The sequence below is a fragment of the gamma proteobacterium symbiont of Axiagastus rosmarus genome (genome assembly GCF_059730925.1).
Genome location: NZ_AP035925.1, coordinates 3,725,247 through 3,740,193, shown reverse-complemented (window position 1 = coordinate 3,740,193; position 14,947 = coordinate 3,725,247). Strand labels below are relative to the sequence as shown.

Below are 14,947 nucleotides of genomic sequence, written 5' to 3'. Positions count from 1 at the left end.
GACACTGAAGGACAGAGGCGCGTCAGCGGCGCCAAAAGGAACGCAGTAAGAATAGTCAGCGGGACGCGATGCGTATATGCCTGAAGTTGTCTGTTTCTTGCCTGTTTCTGCATTTGCTAAGGCATTCAGACAATGGCACCGGCTGGCGAGTAACCGGAGCGGTAAGCCGTGGCGAGATCAGAAAAAACGCGCCGCAACAGCGGGTGCGGCGCGTTAAACCTACTTTTTCAGCATCGGCTTGAGGAAGCGTGCAGTATGCGATTTTTCGCACTGTGCAACGGTTTCCGGCGTACCAGCCACCAGGATTTCACCACCGCCGCTGCCGCCTTCCGGACCGAGATCGACAATCCAGTCAGCGGTTTTGATCACGTCGAGGTTGTGCTCAATGACCACGATGGTATTGCCCTGATCGCGCAGTTGATGCAGCACTTCCAGCAGCTGCTGGATGTCGGCAAAATGCAGGCCGGTGGTCGGTTCATCTAGAATGTACAGCGTCTGACCGGTGCCGCGCTTCGACAGCTCACGCGCCAGCTTAACGCGCTGCGCTTCACCGCCGGACAGCGTGGTTGCCGACTGGCCAAGACGAATGTACGACAGACCGACATCAATCAGCGTCTGCAGCTTACGCGCCAGTGCAGGTACCGCATCAAAGAACTCACGCGCCTCTTCGATGGTCATCTCCAGCACTTCGTGAATGCTCTTGCCTTTGTATTTAATCTCCAGCGTTTCGCGGTTATAGCGTTTGCCTTTGCACTGATCGCACGGTACATAAATGTCAGGCAGGAAGTGCATTTCGACCTTAATCACGCCGTCGCCCTGACAGGCTTCACAGCGCCCGCCGCGCACGTTAAAGCTGAAGCGGCCCGGATTGTAGCCGCGCGAACGCGCTTCCGGCACGCCGGCAAACAGTTCACGCACCGGGGTAAAAATCCCGGTGTAGGTGGCCGGGTTTGAGCGCGGCGTCCGGCCGATCGGGCTCTGATCGATGTCGATCACTTTATCGAAGTGCTCCAGCCCGGCGATCTCGCGATACGGCGCAGCTTCACCGCTGGTGGCACCATTCAGCTGGCGCTGCGCAATCGGGAACAGCGTATCGTTAATCAGCGTTGATTTGCCGGAACCGGACACGCCGGTGATACAGGTAAACAGCCCAACCGGAACCGTCAGCGTGACATCCTTGAGGTTATTACCGCGCGCGCCGCTCAGTTTCAGTACTTTGGACGGATCGCCTTTCACCCGCTCTGCCGGCACCGCGATTTCACGCTTGCCGCTGAGGAACTGACCGGTGAGAGAATCTTCGTGCGCCATGATGGCATGCACATCGCCCTCGGCTACCACCTGGCCGCCGTGCACGCCAGCGCCCGGACCGATATCAATAATATGGTCAGCGGCGCGAATCGCGTCTTCATCATGCTCAACCACGATCACGGTATTACCGAGATCGCGCAGGTGAATCAGCGTCGACAGCAGGCGCTCGTTGTCGCGCTGATGCAGACCGATGGACGGTTCATCCAGTACGTACATGACGCCAACCAGACCGGCACCAATCTGGCTCGCCAGACGAATACGCTGTGCTTCACCGCCGGACAGCGTTTCCGCTGAACGCGACATCGACAGATAATTCAGGCCGACGTTGACCAGGAAGCTCAGACGGTCGCCAATTTCCTTCAGCACTTTCTCGGCGATTTTGGCGCGCTGGCCGCTCAGCTTCAGATTGCGGAAGAAGTCCATGGCGTGGCCGATGCTCATATCCGAGATGGTCGGCAGGTTGGTATCTTCCACGAACACATGGCGCGCTTCACGACGCAGGCGCGTCCCTTCGCAGCTGGCGCAGGCGCGGTTGCTGATAAACTTCGCCAGCTCTTCGCGCACCGCGTTGGATTCCGTCTCTTTGTAGCGGCGCTCCATGTTATGCAGCACGCCTTCGAACGGATGACGACGCACCGAGGTATCGCCGCGATCGTTGATATATTTGAACTCAATGTTCTCTTTGCCGGAGCCGTACAGAATCACTTCGCGCGCTTTGTCGCTCAGGCTATTGAACGGCGCTTCAACATCGAAATCCAGATGTTCCGCCAGCGAGCGCAGCATCTGGAAATAGTAGAAGTTACGGCGATCCCAGCCGCGAATGGCGCCACCGGCCAGCGACAGCTCCGGATTTTGTACCACGCGATCGGGATCGAAATATTGCTGAACGCCGAGGCCGTCACAGGTCGGGCAGGCACCGGCCGGGTTGTTGAACGAGAACAGGCGCGGCTCCAGCTCACGCATGCTGTAACCGCACACCGGGCAGGCAAAATTGGCCGAGAACAGCATCTCTTCGGTATCGGGATCGTCCATATCCGCGACGATCGCCGTGCCGCCACTCAGTTCCAGCGTCGTTTCAAAGGATTCGGCCAGACGCGTCGCCAGATCGTCACGCACGCGGAAACGATCGATCACCACCTCAATGGTGTGTTTCTTCTGCAGCTCCAGCTTGGGTGGATCCGACAGATCGCACACTTCGCCATCGATACGTGCGCGGATGTAGCCCTGCGCCGCCAGATTTTCCAGCGTTTTGGTGTGCTCGCCTTTGCGATCTTTTACCACCGGTGCCAGCAGCATCAGGCGCCGACCCTCTTCCTGCGCCAGGACCTGATCGACCATCTGGCTGACGGTTTGTGCCGCCAGCGTGACGTTATGATCCGGACAGCGCGGCTCGCCCACGCGGGCAAACAGCAGACGCAGGTAGTCATGAATTTCAGTGATGGTGCCGACGGTCGAGCGCGGGTTGTGCGACGTCGATTTCTGCTCAATGGAAATGGCAGGCGACAGCCCCTCAATGTGGTCTACGTCCGGTTTCTCCATTAAGGAAAGAAACTGGCGCGCATAGGCAGAAAGCGATTCAACATAGCGGCGCTGGCCTTCGGCATACAGCGTATCAAACGCCAGCGAAGACTTACCGGAACCCGACAGACCGGTCACTACAATGAGCTTGTCGCGTGGGATGATCAGGTTGATATTCTTCAAATTATGGGTGCGAGCACCGCGGACTTCAATCTTATCCATTCACCTTTCCCGGATTAGGCAACGCTCGCCATGCCTTGCCAGCACGACCAGCAGAAACGCATCATTATGGCACAAAAAATAAACTGAATAAATATCCAGTGTTTTTGCTATCCTGTCACGGTCGAAAAACTGGAATCCCGCTCGAAAGTGGGAAGCGTCATTGTGACGTGATACAATTTTTCGCTTAGACTTTTAGCATCAACTCATCGGGAGACAGCAACATGGCCAGTCGTGGCGTAAACAAAGTGATTCTTGTCGGGAATCTGGGTCAGGATCCGGAAGTGCGCTACATGCCGAATGGTGGCGCGGTAGCCAACATTACGCTGGCCACGTCAGAGAGCTGGCGCGACAAGCAAACCGGTGAAAACAAAGAGATCACCGAGTGGCACCGCGTCGTGCTGTTCGGCAAGCTGGCTGAAGTCGCCGGCGAATATCTGCGTAAAGGTTCGCAGGTCTACATTGAAGGCCAGCTGCGCACCCGTAAATGGCAGGACCAGAGCGGTCAGGATAAATACACCACCGAAGTGGTGGTGAACGTGGGCGGCACCATGCAGATGCTGGGCGGCCGTCAGCAGGGCGGCAACGGCGGTGGCGCACCGATGGGCGGCCAGGGCGGCGGCAACAATAACGGCTGGGGCCAGCCGCAGCAGCCACAGGGTGGGGGCAACCAGTTCAGCGGCGGCGCGCAGCAGCGTCCACAGCAGCAGAGCGCACCGGCGAACAACGAACCACCAATGGATTTCGACGACGATATCCCGTTCTGAAGTAGAACTAAGACACTTTAGTAAAATATTTAAAACAAATCCCTGTATATACAGGGATTTTTTTATTTCTATGAACAAAAATTGTCAATTATCTATTGCCAAAATAATAACATAAGTATACTATGAACTAACTGTAAAATTGTAAAATATAAGGAGGTGTTTATGAGTTATGGAATATGCAATTTCATTTTAAAGAGTTCTGAACGCTACTGTATAGTAATAGATAAATCTTCAAACCTACCTCCTTATTATCCAAACCTATTTCTTACGTTACAAATCAGAAATAATAGTAAATCAGTATCTTCTGTAATCTCAAATGCCACCAACTTAACTATCTTCTTAAACTTTCTTGAAGAAAGAAATATAGATTTAGTAGATAGAATTCTTCAAATTAAATTTCTTGATATTTATGAGATTGAAGATTTGAGGAATTACACACAGAGAAAGAAAGATCAAAGTATAAAATCAATAAGACCCCAAGATTATGTCAATGAGACCTCTCAATATACAAGGCTTACAACTATTTATAAATATGTTGAATGGCTATCACTACACTTAATAACCGAGCAATCAGACATTTTCATTGATAACCTGAATAAATTTGTTGAAAGAATTAAAGTTATGCGCCCAGCTAAAAAAGGACGCAATGGTCATTTGAAAGAAAGATCATTATCTTCTAATGAGATTGAGGTCTTGTTTGAAATTGTAAAGATAAATTCTTCAATTAATCCCTTTGATAAAGCCCTTCAAAAAAGAAATCGAATAATTATTCTAATGTTATATTATTTTGGCTTGCGGTGTGGAGAATTACTTAACATAAAAATAAGTGATATTGATTTTTCTTCAAATATGTTACATGTCGTTAGAAGAGCTGACGAAAAAACAGATAACAGGATAAGACAACCGTTAGTAAAAACAAATGAACGAGTGATTCCTGTGAAAGAATCTCTTATTAAAGAAATCCACGATTATATATTGAATGAAAGAAAGCTTATTACAAAAAGACAAAAACATGATTACTTGTTTGTAATCCATAAGAGCAGCTCAAAAATAGGAGCACCTTTGAGTTATGCAGCTTATAGTAAAGTAATAAAAGTAATTGAAAAAGCTTCACCAAGTTTAAAAGGTTTAACTGGGCATATGCTTAGACATACATGGAATAATGAATTTTCCAAACGAATGGATTCAATGGATATTACACCAAGCGAGGAGAGGCAGGAGCAACTTCGTTCTTATTTAATGGGGTGGAAGCCTGGCTCCGGCACTGCAAGTACTTATAACAAGAGATATGTAGAAGAAGCTGCACATGAAGCCGCATTGAGGCTGCAAAATAGTATAGAGAAAAATTAATCATGTATAAATTATCTATAAATAATTATTTAAAAAATGCCAGAGCGAAACCATACAGTTTCTCATTATATGAAGATATATGGGTTCTGAGTAAGGAAGTAACATTAAACTTCGAGATAGTTAAGAAGTTAGTAGACAGAGAGCTATACGAAAACATAATAAATACTATTTCGTATTTTGCAGAAAAAAATAGCGCTAATTATGTTAAGATAATACTTTATACAGTAAAAAGTTATTTGCAATTCCAGTCTAATGAAAAAGTAAAATTTAGTTCGGAAGCTTTGATAAACTTTCGTGCAAGTTTAAATGAAAATAATGTTTGGCTACTTGGTATAGTAAGGATTTTCCTCAAAAAATGGTTTATTCTCGGATATTCCGGTATTCCTAAAAGTATTATTAATCTTCTAGAGAGTTGGAGGGTAAAAGGAAACCTCAAAGGAGACATGGTTAAAAGAAAAGACCCGAATTATGGTCCTTTAAATGATAATGAGCTTTCAGTTTTTAATGAGAGAGTTACCTATTCTTATGAAAAAAAATCGATTAGTAAAACTGAATTAGTTATTTGTCTGTTATTGAGTCATTCAGGAAGACGTCCAATTCAGATAAGTCATTTAAAAATTAAAGACGTAATCAGTACATTAAACAGAAAGAATGAAACGGTTTTTTTTATTAATGTACCGAGAGCTAAACAAGGTGGTGATTTTAGGGACAGTTTTAAGCTTTTTGCTTTGAAAGAAGAAATTTGGAACTTAATAAAATCATTGACCGAAGAAAATATCACAAAGTTCAAAAGTGAGGGAAAAGTAGGTTTGAAGGAGAGTGAGATTGCGGAACTACCTCTTTTCCCAAACTGGAATGAAATGTTAAAAATAGAAAATCATAATGATTTTATTTATTTACTTAACACCGACAAGTTCCATATTAAAAACCAAAGAATAGATTTTATAGTAAAAAAAGTAGTTAAGAAGGAAAAAATTCATTCAGAAAGAACAGGAGAATTATTAAGCTTATCTTCTAGGCGTTTTAGATACACAATCGGAACAAGGGCTGCAAAAGAAGGGTTTGGTGAATTAGTTATAGCTGAACTGCTGGATCATTCGGATACTCAAAATGCGGGTGTTTATATAAAAAATATCCCAGAGCACGTCGAAAGACTAGACGAAGCGGTGGGGTATCAACTTGCTCCGTTCGCACAAGCGTTCGCAGGGAAACTAGTTGATAATGAGGCTGATTCAGTTAGAGGAAATGACAGAAATAGCCGAATAAGGACAGAGGAAGGTAATGCTGTAGGAAACTGTGGTGATTTTGGCTTTTGTGGCGCTAATGTGCCGATTCCATGCTATACGTGCATACACTTCCAGCCTTGGGTTAATGGACCTCACAAAGAGGTGTATGAGAGCCTTTTATCAGAGAGAAAAAGAATTGAACAGATAACAGGCGACATAGCTGTAACTCAAATTTTAGATAGAAGTATCATTGCAGTAGCCGAAGTAGTACTGAAATGTGAAGAAAGGAAAGAGGAAATAATTAATAATAAAAAAATTCAGGAGAATATTAAATGAGTAACCTATTCCAATTTAAATCAAAATCCACGATAGAATCAGATAAAAATTTAGCGGATTTCATTTATCGCTGCAAAAATGAATTAACAGTTTTTGGAAGTGATTTAAATTGGGATAGTGTTGTTTGGCCTAATATTGCTGTATTCGCAAAGTTAGGAGTAATAACAAGAAAGCCCAAACCTGAAGAGTTAATGGAAGAAGAGTTCCTTGATTTTGCAAAGGCATATTTGAGATATCAGCAGGGCCATAACCCGACAGGTGCAAGAAATGAGTTGAAGGCACTTAGAGCAATCGATTCAGCCCTAAAAAATGTTACAGGTAAAAGTGATATTAGTAATATAAATATTACAGTTCTCAATAAAGCAATTGAAATGGCAATGCCTAACTATTCAGAGGGAGGAATGTACCAGTGTGGTCGAGAGTTAGAAAAATTAGCAAAATTTTTAACAACGAACAAACTCATTTCAAACAAACTTGATAGTTGGAAAAATCCCATAAGAAGACCCAGCGATAATAACAAAACAGGTAAAGAAGCAAAAGAAAATAGAGAGAAAAAATTACCTAACGAAGCTTCATTAAATGCAATTGCTGAAATATTCTCAAATAATCCTACATATCCACGTGATATTTTTACTTCTTCTATATTTACTATTTTAATGTCAGCACCTTGTCGGATTTCAGAAGTATTAACACTGCCAGTAGATTGTGAATATATTGAAAAAGATAGCAAAGGTGTTGAAAGATACGGCTTGAGGTTTTTTGCAGGTAAAGGGGCTGAAGGAGATATAAAATGGATACCCTCAGTCATGGTAAAAAATACTAAAGAAGCTATTAAAAGAATAAAAGAACTGACCGAGCCTGCAAGAAAATTTGCCGCATGGATAGAAAATAATCCAAATGAATTTTATTTTTTAAATCAATCTGTATGCGACAATAAAGACAGAAATTTGACAGTTAAAGAAATATGTAAGTATTTAGGAATCACTTATAAAAAGACTAATACACTTAATTTTTTAAGAAATAAGGGTTTTCTTGTAAACAATGACAAGAGCAGTTCTTTAAACAAAATGTGGACCGTAATTATTGATAATTTGCCTGAAGATTTTCCTTGGTTAAATAAAAAGACTCGAACAAAGTATAGCAATGCATTATTTTGTCTGAATGAAAGTCAGTTACATAAAACAAAAATGACAATAGCGCATTCATTATTTAAACCAGATAGTACCTATTTTAATAGTGATCTTATTAAACAGATTGGAAGAGATAATATCTTTGTAAGAAACGGATACTCTACTGCGAAAGGGAGTCCTTATGGTCTTACTAGTCACCAAGCAAGGCACTTATTAAATACATTAGCTCAACGTGGTGGTTTATCTAATCTGGAAATTGCGAAATGGTCTGGTAGGGCTGACGTAAAACAAAATCGTACTTATAACCATATGTCAGAATTCGAGTTGGTTAAAATGGCCGAGTTGGTCGATTTTTCTGCTAACAAAAAATCAGTCCTTGCTGAAACAAGCTATGGAAACATTCCTATTACTACACAGGAATTTAACCTTTTAGAAACGGGTTCTGTTCATGTCACTGAGTTCGGATATTGTGTTCATGATTACACAATGAGTCCTTGTGATAAATACAGAGATTGTATCAACTGCTCGGAGCAAGTATGTATTAAAGGTGATAGTGAAAAACTAGAAAGGATCAAAGAAAGATATGAAAAGATATCTCGCGCATATAATAATGCTTTATCTGACAGTGGGGAATTTTATGGAGAGGAACGCTGGATTGAACACCATAAAAAGACTCTCGAACGATTAGAAGAGTTAATTGGGATTATGGAAAATCCAGATATCGAGGATAATGCTCAGATAAAACTAAGAGGAAAAGATTTCAGTCAATTAACCAGGGTAATGAATAAAGAATCAGAGCAAAGACTGACAAATAATTCTGATAACATTGATTCTGATATGCTTAATGAACTTAAACTGATTATGGGAGATTAAAACCAATGGCTAAACATTTAACTGAAAATGACATAGAAGCAATTGTTAACATGATCAACGGCTGGGGATCTGAAAAGATTTCTTGGACTAAAATCTGTGAGTCAGCAGAACCCCTCATAGGGAAGCTTCCTACACGCCAATCCTTGAACTCGTATAAAGATATCGTATTCGCTTACACAGCTAAGAAAAAAGGGCTTAAAATCGCAGAGCCTGCGCCTAAGAAGGTATCGAGCTTAACTGTCGCTGCTCAAAGATTAAGTAGTCTTGAAAGCAAGATAGCTCAGTTGAAAGAGGAGAATAACAGCTATAAAGAAATGTTTGTTCTCTGGCAATACAATGCTTACAGATTAGGGATTAAGGAGCATGAATTGAATGCCCCATTGCCTAAGATTAATAGAGAAAGGACTGACGGGGAGAGAAGGTGAGTAATTATATGTCTTCAGATTCGTCAGGCTCGGTGTATGTTACTATGCCATTTATCCAAGGTAGAACTAGGTCATTGTAGAGATTATTATAGTAAGGCGTCCATTCTCCTCGATCATGAGCGTTTGGACCAATTATAGCTAAAATAAGGTATGCTTTGTTAATGCGGTCGTAAGCATAAATTAGCCAATAATCGTCTTCCGGCTTTCCTTTAGCCGTAGTTCTTTCATTCATATTAGTGATATTACGCCATTTATCGACTAAGTCTTTATTCCTGGCGAGGTGGATATGAGACAATAGGGGGGTATCTAACGGTGCGTCACGACCGAAAACGTCAATTATTTCACTACAAATTTTGTAGTTATAAAAATCAACGTAAAAGCCATAGAAGTTTTTTTCTTTTTTGAAGTCGTCAGTGACAAATACTATCCTTTCTTGGCTCAATTTGAATTACCTTGTAAACGGTAATTTACCATGTTCAAGAAAATAATTAAAATTTTCTGTTCCACGTTTTCCAGCAGCTTCGATATCTTCAAAGGAAACTCTTCTCTTAGATTGTTTTCTTTTAGGCATAGACTCAGACTTAAAAGAGGTGTGACCTTTAAAAGCATTAGGTTTCAGAAGAGTATCTTCTTCTGATTTATATAGTGGATTGATCGAGATAAAGTGCAACATTGCATACCCCCTAAATATTTTTTGCTCAAGCGATACAATTATGCAGTATTAATGCCAATATGTCAATCCTCAAAATTTTCTAAACTAAACATATTGAGAATTTGAATTTTATGTTATAGATAAATTAAACCAATTTTGAAGGGATATCATATGAACAATGAACAAAAAAAGATTGAAACGACATTTGCACTTGAACGCAGATTTCCTGACGTAAAAAAAATATTTACAGTATATGAAGAGTTAGATACTCAATCAGATAATGTGATCTATGTTTTAGATACTAACGTCTTACTTTTGCCTTATAAAAATGCCAAGATTGGTGCTAAGCAAATGGAAGAAATAAAATCTATTCTCACAGATCTTAAAAATGATAATAAATTATATATTCCTGAGAGGGTGATTAGAGAGTTTGCAAGCAATCATGGCGAAAAAATATCCAATCTTATCAGTCATTTAAATAACAACAAATCATTAATTAATTTCCCTGTAATTGAATTTCCTAAAATTCTTCAAGATCATGAGTTGTTTAATGAACTTAATGTCAAAGGACAAGAAATTAAGGAAAAAATTCAAGACTACAAGAAGGATTATAAAAAGTTAGTAGAAGATATTAAGGCGTGGAAAGGGAATGACCCAATAAAAGCTATTTATAATGACCTGTTTGATCAAGATAACATTGAGCCTTGTCCTGATAGTGAAGAAGATTTGATCAAAGAATGGGAAGTAAGATTATTGACGAAGCGTCCACCCGGATATAAAGATCAAGGTAAAGACGATTCTGGTATTGGTGATTTTATAATTTGGAAAACTATTATTGGTCTTGCCAGAAAATATGATAAGGACATAATATTTGTTACTGGGGAACAGAAAAATGATTGGTTTGTACGTGGTAATAACGAAGCACTATTTATGCGACCTGAATTGAGTAATGAGTTTTCAGAGTTAACAAATGGCAAAAAAATCGCTCTACAAAGTTTTGATAGCATGTTATCGTTTTATGCAGCCTCCGATAATTTGATTGAAGAAATTGTACAAGCGGAAAAGAATATTCATATCAATCAATTTACCAGCTTTTTAAACCTTTATAATAACATTAAACAGAATCTTGCTGGCTTCGATTATTCAACAAACAATGGATATGTTACTTTAACGGACGATCACAGAAATCTAAGTTTCAAAATTAGGTTCTCTAAAGCAAGTGATAATGCTATTCATATTTACAGTGACGGATTGGCATACATTGGTAGAATAAAAGATAAGCCTCCTTTATCGCAATTAAATATAAGCGAATACGATACTTCTTCGAGGTCATACACGATTAAGACGGGAGAGGCATTCTTTGCTGTCGACAATGCTGGTAACGTTCTTTCTGGTCGTATTAAAGACATTAAAGACGACAGCAGGAATGACAATAACGATTACGTGAATTTTGTCTATGTAATATTTTCTCCAAATGAGAATATGTTTATCTGTTAATACAAATAATTAAGCAAGATCTAAGCGTCGAAGCGCTACGCTTCTTCTCCTGCTTAGTTCTTGCTTTTACCGCCCTTCGGTTGTAAAAGGAAGCAGAAGTAAATCCCCTCAAGCCGCAACAAAAGGAGTTGCTAAGTGAATTTTTCAGACAATATCTTACCATTCCTCTGGAATTTTATTATAGATCATTTTTTAATGTTTGTTCTTTTAGTGATATTTATTGTTGGAGCATTAGTTGTGTGGTTTTTTCATGAAAAACTTCCCCGAAATATCCAAAGTGAAATATACCCAATTAGAATTTTAGTCACATTTTTTTTAATCGTCATGATTGGCTTCAACGGGTTTTATCTATTAAATGAATGGCCTAAACAATTAGATAGTAATACTGAAACCTACAATTCACTTTAATAAAAAACTGCAGTCTTAAAAAACTGCAGCTATAAAATACCCCAATCCGTAAATTAAGATTCCAACTGGAATGATCAAGTCTTTATCATTTCTAATTATGCTGATTAATTTATTCATATATTCTCCTCTTTTAATTAATAATTAAATATATATTTATACTCAAGTCAATAGTTGACAAATCTGGTTCCTGATTTATAAAAGAACAATCAGCATAAATGGTATATGGATATGCCCGCTGTGTTTCTTGAATCGCCACGGATAATCTAGACACTTTCGAGCCGTTGATAATATTTGTTTTCGTATTCAGTTGGTGGCATCTGATCGCTCGAGCCATGCCGACGCTTACTGTTATAAAACATTTCGATGTAATCAAAAATATCACTGCGGGCTTCTTCCCGTGTTCCGTAGATCTTTTTCTTAATCCGTTCGCGTTTCAGTAGCTGGAAAAAGCTTTCCGCAACCGCGTTGTCGTGACAGTTACCGCGACGACTCATGCTGCCTTCCAGACCGTGTGATTTCAGGAACGATTGCCACTCATGGCTCGTGTATTGACTGCCCTGATCAGAATGAACCAGTACCTGTTTTTGAGGATTACGCCTCCACACCGCCATTAATAATGCGTTCAGGACAATCTCTTTTGTCATGCGGGGTTGCATTGACCAGCCGACAACTTTCCGGGAGAACAGGTCAACCACCACGGCCAGATACAGCCAGCCTTCGTGAGTTCGGATGTAGGTTATGTCCGTCACCCAACGCTCATCTGGTGAGTCCGGATTGAACTGCCGCTGGAGCCTGTTCGGTACCACGATGCTGGCTTCGCCTTTACGTGCCCGTGGGCTACGGTACCCAACCTGAGCTTTTATACCGGCACGCTTCATCAGCCGCCAGACCCGGTTCACTCCGCACTGCTGCCCGCTATCCCGCAGGTCCAGATGGATCTTGCGATAACCATAGACGCAGCCAGACGCAAGCCAGAACTGTTTGATCTGCCCGGTCAGCATCTGGTCTGCCTGGTGACGCTGTGAATGTGGCTGCTGAAGCCAGACATAAAATCCACTCGGATGGACGTCCAGAACCCGACAGAGCAAACGAACAGGCCAGCAACGGCGGTTGTCGCGGATAAAGGCGTACCTCAGTCGGACAGTTTTGCGAAGTACGCCGCGGCTTTTTTTAGTATGTCTCTCTCGTCGGTAACCCGCTTCAGCTCTTTCTGGAGTCGGCGGATCTCGGCCTGAGCATCTGACTGTTCTTTATTAGTGGATGAGTCCGGGCCGTACTTCTTTATCCAGGCGTAAAGACTGTGGGTGGTGATATCGAGACGTGTTGCAACGCTGGAAACAGAATGACCGCGATCAACAACCTGTTTGACTGCTTCGATTTTAAACTCTTCGGGATAACGCTTACCGCTCATGGGCACCTCTCTTTAAGCCATCTTAAATGACTCCGAGGTGTCTGTTAAAGCCGTGGCGATTCATCTTAAATATAAAAAGGAGTTTATATGGAAACTTTAAATCACTCATTCATGAATGAGGAATCTATCCTCAATTCTGCTTCAGAAACAATATCCCTTCCTAAGATTGAAAATCTTCGTATTCATTGCGTCAGTGTAAGACTAAAAGCTTCTGAGCTACAAAGGCTCAATGAGCTTAGGGGAATCACGCCAAAGGGAGAATGGCTTCGAATGTGTCTTACAGACAGCCTTCCGGTCGTTGTCCCAGAGATAAATAGAAATGCTTGGATTAAGCTGGGTCATATCTCTTTGTCGTTTGAAAAATTAGTTAGTTTATTGCAATCAAAACACCAGGATAGCACCCTAAGCAGAACAGAACTTTTTGTTATCAAAAAGCAAATAAATGATTTACGTATTCAACTTCTAACCTCTAATTACTGGAGTTCTCTTGCTAATGAAAGGAATGCATAGGGTTAAGCGGGGAAAATCGTTTGAAGGTGTAGTCAAATACGTATTAAAGCCTGCACCCCACCATAAACAGAATCCGTTCGTTATCGGTGGGAACATGAGTGGAGAGCAGGTTTCTCAGTTAGTGAAAGAATTTAATTTAACTAAACAGATTAGGACTGATATAGCTAAACCTGTCTGGCATAATTCTTTACGTCTTCCAAAAGGCGAGACGCTCACGAATACACAATGGTTTGCATTTGCAGACGATTACATGAAGCAAATGGGATTTAGTGAAAGCCATATGAGAATCTATGTATTACACGACGACGCAGAAGGACAACATATTCATATTGTTGCAAGCAGAATAAGTTTAGATAAAGGTAAATTATATCTTGGGCAAAATGAAAATCTTATAAGCACGAGGATAATCGAAAAGCTTGAATTAAAATATGGTCTGACTTATACAGGTAATAACAAAGCTGACTCCATTAAGTCAAAATTAAAAACGAAATTATCAAGAAATGAGCTGCAAAAGGAAAAGCGGGAGAACACACCTGTTCCTAAGCGAATCCTGCAACAAAATCTCGAGGATATACTCTCTACCACCTCTGACATTGAGAGCTTTTTGAACAAGCTTTCTGATAGAAGTATTGTAGCTGTTCCAAATATTTCTGAGACTGGAAAAATGAGTGGTTTCTCTTTTGAATTCAGTGGAATCGCTTTTAAAGCTTCGCAAATAGGAAAAGATTATAGTTGGCTGTCTCTTAGTAAAAGACTTAATTATCTTCCTGAACGTGACAATCATTTTTTATTTGTTAGTAAAAGAAAATTCAACAACCGTGAAAAGATTAAATTAATAAATGATACGGATACTGTAGAATCACATGAAGTTGATATTGCATTAGAAATGCAGCCTGAAAAAGCTTGCATTCGCATACCTCCCACACCCAAGTCTACTTTCAGTCATAAACCCTCTGACGTGTTAGAAACCAACGTATTACGCTGGTTGGGGCAGATTCCATATTTAGGTATTTTAATCAAATTGCTAAAAATGAGAGGACTGACGTTGCTATCCCCGAAGAAGAGCATTTCGGTGATACATAAAGGGATTTCTATGGAGATCACTTTACCTAAAACTTTTTCCGCTGTTGAAGTGCCAGAAATAGGTCACAAAAACCCTTCGTAAATTAATCCATTTAAATCATTGTTTTATGCGAGTTTTTTGAATTTTGCCAAACTAATTGATCGATAAATACGATCAATAAACTAGTCATGATAGTCTGTGCCTATCATAAAGCAGGCATTGATCGGTACAAATGATTTGCTTAAGTTTTGAGC

12 protein-coding genes are annotated in these 14,947 nt (G+C 41.1%); 8 read left to right on the top strand and 4 right to left on the bottom strand.

All coding sequences use genetic code 11. The features are described 5' to 3' along the window. Positions 1-219: 219 nt before the first annotated feature. Positions 220-3,048, bottom strand: a complete 2,829-nt coding sequence (uvrA, locus tag AC6I8F_RS17675; RefSeq protein WP_021507843.1) for an excinuclease ABC subunit UvrA — start codon at positions 3,046-3,048, stop codon at positions 220-222. Positions 3,049-3,269: 221 nt separating this feature from the next. Between uvrA and ssb1 the strand changes: the two genes are divergently transcribed. The 5 genes from ssb1 to AC6I8F_RS17650 all read left to right on the top strand — a co-directional run bounded on the left by ssb1 (position 3,270) and on the right by AC6I8F_RS17650 (position 9,152). Beyond that, the gene (gene ssb1, locus AC6I8F_RS17670; RefSeq protein WP_021507842.1) at positions 3,270-3,812 is read left to right on the top strand and encodes a single-stranded DNA-binding protein SSB1; all 543 of its coding nucleotides are present in this window, start codon (positions 3,270-3,272) and stop codon (positions 3,810-3,812) included. A 162-nt stretch (positions 3,813-3,974) separates the two neighbouring features. Next, on the top strand, positions 3,975-5,162 hold the full coding sequence (locus tag AC6I8F_RS17665) for a tyrosine-type recombinase/integrase (protein ID WP_498028305.1): 1,188 nt from the start codon (positions 3,975-3,977) through the stop codon (positions 5,160-5,162). A gap of 2 nt (positions 5,163-5,164) precedes the next feature. Beyond that, on the top strand, positions 5,165-6,724 hold the full coding sequence (locus tag AC6I8F_RS17660; protein ID WP_498028304.1) for a site-specific integrase: 1,560 nt from the start codon (positions 5,165-5,167) through the stop codon (positions 6,722-6,724). After that, the gene (locus tag AC6I8F_RS17655) at positions 6,721-8,727 is read left to right on the top strand and encodes an integrase (RefSeq protein WP_498028303.1); all 2,007 of its coding nucleotides are present in this window, start codon (positions 6,721-6,723) and stop codon (positions 8,725-8,727) included. The genes AC6I8F_RS17660 and AC6I8F_RS17655 overlap by 4 nt, the downstream gene beginning before the upstream one ends. Before the next feature lie 5 nt (positions 8,728-8,732). After that, a complete protein-coding gene (locus AC6I8F_RS17650; RefSeq protein ID WP_498028302.1) occupies positions 8,733-9,152 on the top strand; it encodes a hypothetical protein in 420 nt (139 codons plus the stop codon). 4 nt (positions 9,153-9,156) lie between these two features. Here AC6I8F_RS17650 and AC6I8F_RS17645 read toward each other — a convergent pair whose 3' ends face one another. Beyond that, the gene (locus AC6I8F_RS17645) at positions 9,157-9,594 is read right to left on the bottom strand and encodes a type II toxin-antitoxin system YafO family toxin (RefSeq protein WP_498028301.1); all 438 of its coding nucleotides are present in this window, start codon (positions 9,592-9,594) and stop codon (positions 9,157-9,159) included. Positions 9,595-9,600: 6 nt separating this feature from the next. Further along, the gene (locus AC6I8F_RS17640) at positions 9,601-9,825 is read right to left on the bottom strand and encodes a hypothetical protein (RefSeq protein ID WP_498028300.1); all 225 of its coding nucleotides are present in this window, start codon (positions 9,823-9,825) and stop codon (positions 9,601-9,603) included. A gap of 150 nt (positions 9,826-9,975) precedes the next feature. On the opposite strand from AC6I8F_RS17640, the gene AC6I8F_RS17635 reads away from it, so the two are divergent. Further along, a complete protein-coding gene (locus AC6I8F_RS17635) occupies positions 9,976-11,301 on the top strand; it encodes a PIN domain-containing protein (protein WP_498028299.1) in 1,326 nt (441 codons plus the stop codon). Between the two features lie 671 nt (positions 11,302-11,972). On the opposite strand, the gene AC6I8F_RS17630 is transcribed toward AC6I8F_RS17635, so the two are convergent. Beyond that, positions 11,973-13,120 (bottom strand): IS3 family transposase gene (locus AC6I8F_RS17630; protein ID WP_117111563.1). Its coding sequence is split into 2 segments (ribosomal slippage): positions 11,973-12,883 and positions 12,883-13,120, totalling 1,149 coding nucleotides; the frame shifts between segments, so codons are not numbered across the junction. Positions 13,121-13,207: 87 nt separating this feature from the next. Here AC6I8F_RS17630 and AC6I8F_RS17625 point away from each other — a divergent pair. Both AC6I8F_RS17625 and AC6I8F_RS17620 read left to right on the top strand, forming a co-directional pair. Beyond that, the gene (locus AC6I8F_RS17625) at positions 13,208-13,630 is read left to right on the top strand and encodes a hypothetical protein (protein ID WP_498028298.1); all 423 of its coding nucleotides are present in this window, start codon (positions 13,208-13,210) and stop codon (positions 13,628-13,630) included. Then, the gene (locus AC6I8F_RS17620; RefSeq protein WP_498028297.1) at positions 13,614-14,795 is read left to right on the top strand and encodes a relaxase/mobilization nuclease domain-containing protein; all 1,182 of its coding nucleotides are present in this window, start codon (positions 13,614-13,616) and stop codon (positions 14,793-14,795) included. Before AC6I8F_RS17625 ends, AC6I8F_RS17620 begins: the two co-directional genes overlap by 17 nt. Positions 14,796-14,947 lie beyond the last annotated feature (152 nt).